Source organism: Marinobacterium profundum, assembly GCF_001528745.1.
In the GTDB taxonomy this organism is placed as follows: Bacteria; Pseudomonadota; Gammaproteobacteria; order Pseudomonadales; family Balneatricaceae; genus Marinobacterium_A; species Marinobacterium_A profundum.
The window spans coordinates 1-2,567 of sequence record NZ_BCNS01000194.1; the positions used below are offsets into that span (position 1 = coordinate 1).

The window sequence follows — 2,567 nt, forward strand, 5'->3', positions numbered from 1 at the left end:
CTCCCAGGCGCGGGTGCATCAGCATCTGGACATGGGTGAGGGCGAGATCGACTGGGACATCTTCTTCAGCACCCTGAGCGAAATCGGTTTTGATGGCGTGTTGTCGAGCTGCGTGTTCGCCTGGGAAGAGCGCGCCGAAGCCTCATCGCGCTACATGCGCGAGGAAATGCAGCGCTACGTCGACAAGTATTTCAAGTAACAGATCCACCATGTATCCGTTCCACATGGGCGCCCTAAAAGGTGCCCGTCGGTTTAAAAAAATACCAATAATCCAACAGTGACGAGTCCGCTATGACAATTAACATCGGTGTAATAGGTACAGGCGCAATTGGCGAGGATCATGCTCGCCGTATTACCGAGACGCTGGCAGGTGGCCAGATCGTAGCGGTAACAGATGTGAACATGGAACAGGCGCGCAGCGTGGTTGAGCGTCTGGGTCTGCAGGCCGAAGTCTATGCCAACGGCCTTGAGCTGATCGCAGCGCCGAATGTGGATGCCGTGCTGGTGTGCTCCTGGGGCCCGACCCACGAAGAGTTCGTACTGGCGGCCATTGCCGCTGGCAAGTACGTCTTCTGTGAGAAGCCGCTGGCAGTAACCGCCGAGGGCTGCCTGAATATCGTCAAGGCTGAAGTGGCCGCCGGCAAGCGTCTGGTGCAGGTTGGTTTTATGCGCCGCTACGACAAGGGTTATCAGCAGCTCAAACAGAGCATCGACAACAACGACATTGGCACGCCGCTGATGCTGCACTGCGCGCACCGCAACCCCACAGTGCCGGATCGTTACGTTACCAGCATGGCGATTGTCGACACGGCCATCCATGAGCTGGATGCCCTGCGCTGGTTGCTGGATGACGACTACAAAACCATGCAGGTGGTCTACCCAAGGCGCACCAGGCATGCTTTCGACCACCTGGCCGACCCGCAGATTCTGCTGATTGAAACCCTTAAGGGTGTGCGTATCGACCTGGAAATCTTCGTTAACTGTCAGTACGGCTATGACATCCAGTGCTCGGTGGTGGGCGAAGAAGGCATAGCCAACCTGCCGGAACCCCAGAGCCTGCTGATGCGCAAAGGCGCCAAGCTTTATAACGAAGTGCTGATGGACTGGAAAGACCGCTTTATCGAGTCCTACGACATCGAGCTGCAGGACTTCATTCGTGGCTGTGAGAAAGACGCCATTGGCGGCCCAAGCTCCTGGGACGGATATGCCGCCGCCGTTGCCGCCGATGCCGCCGTAACGGCGCAGGAAAGCGGCCAGGTGGAACCGGTGGTGATGGTCGAGCGCCCGGCCTTTTATAACTGAGCAGCTATAACTGAGCCGCGATCTTTCCCTTCCATCAATTTGTGTTATCCGGCGCTGAGCCTTGCACCCAAGGGGGCGTCGGATAAATTTGCCCAGGATAACGTCCATGCAGCCACTGAAATTCTCCCTTAACCATATGGTCGCACCGTCCATGACGGCGTTCGAATTGCTCGACGCCGCCAAGGCGCTGGGCCTCAAGGCGGTTGAACTGCGCAACGATGTGCAGCACAACAGCGTCACTGAGCTGGAAAACGCCCGCGCCATCGGTGCGCGCGCAGAAGAACTCGATATCGAGATTCTCAGCATCAATGCGCTCTATCCGTTCAATATCTGGAACGAGGAGCGGGCTGAAGCGGCCGAAAAACTGGCCCAGCTGGCCAGCGCCTGTGGCGCCAAGGGTCTGGTAATGTGCCCGCTGAACGATGGCGCCTATAAGACCACAGACGCGCAGAAAGCGGCCGGCCTGCTGGAAGCACTGACCGCTATCAAACCGATCCTGGAAAAATACAATCTCAAGGGCTTTGTGGAGCCGCTGGGCTTTCCAATCTCCTCACTGCGCCTGAAACAGGATGCCGTGGCGGCGATCAAGGCGCTGGACGCGGAAGACCGCTTTGGCCTGGTGCATGATACCTTCCACCACCAGGGCGCGGCTGAAACCGAATTCTTCCCGCAGCATACCGGGCTGGTACATATCTCCGGCGTGGAAGATGCCGCCATTTCCTTTGATGACATGCTGGATGCCCACCGTGTACTGGTCGGGCCCAAAGATCGCCTGGGCAATGTTGGTCAGATTCGGGCGCTGCTAGAGGGCGGCTACAGCGGTTATATTTCGTTTGAGCCGTTCTCAAGCGAAGTCACCGGCCTGGCCGAACCTCTGGTAGCGCTGGAGCAGAGCATTCGTTACATCAGCCAGCGGCTGGATGCGGCCTGATTTAATAGTGAGGCTGTGATGCGCTTGCCGCTCGTGGGGTGAGTGCGGAGGCTAGGCCGGTAAATAATATGTTGGTTAATAAAAAGGGCGATGAGTGAACTCATCGCCCTTTTTATTGATGGGTTTTAATGGGATGTTTTCGGCATGCCGCGTTTATTGGTGAGTTGGGAAATTGGTATATCATCCCGTTATTCTTCGGTGCTGCCTGAACCGTAGGAGCCCGGCCCCCGGGCGAAGGCTGTTCCTTGCGACGATTTATTGCACGTCTTATGACGCGATGGCGCTGTCAAACGCTTGCATCAGGCTAGATCGCAGCCGGGTAGGTTGGGTGAAG

3 protein-coding genes are annotated in these 2,567 nt (G+C 57.1%); all 3 read left to right on the forward strand.

The window, feature by feature from the left end; genetic code table 11:
• The coding region (locus MPRO_RS21735) for a TIM barrel protein (RefSeq protein WP_162492536.1) at window positions 1-199 on the forward strand (199 nt) is incomplete at its 5' end.
• A gap of 92 nt (window positions 200-291) precedes the next feature.
• Complete coding sequence (gene iolG, locus MPRO_RS21740) at window positions 292-1,302, forward strand: bifunctional inositol 2-dehydrogenase/D-chiro-inositol 1-dehydrogenase (RefSeq protein WP_067298270.1); 1,011 nt, start codon at window positions 292-294, stop codon at window positions 1,300-1,302.
• Window positions 1,303-1,408: 106 nt separating this feature from the next.
• A complete protein-coding gene (locus tag MPRO_RS21745; protein ID WP_067298272.1) occupies window positions 1,409-2,233 on the forward strand; it encodes a TIM barrel protein in 825 nt (274 codons plus the stop codon).
• Window positions 2,234-2,567 lie beyond the last annotated feature (334 nt).

What these genes read in the sequence shown, in the direction of transcription:
- MPRO_RS21745 (WP_067298272.1), top strand. Translation starts at nt 1,409, where the DNA reads ATGCAGCCACTGAAATTCTCCCTTAACCATATGGTCGCACCGTCCATG.
- iolG (WP_067298270.1), top strand. Translation starts at nt 292, where the DNA reads ATGACAATTAACATCGGTGTAATAGGTACAGGCGCAATTGGCGAGGAT.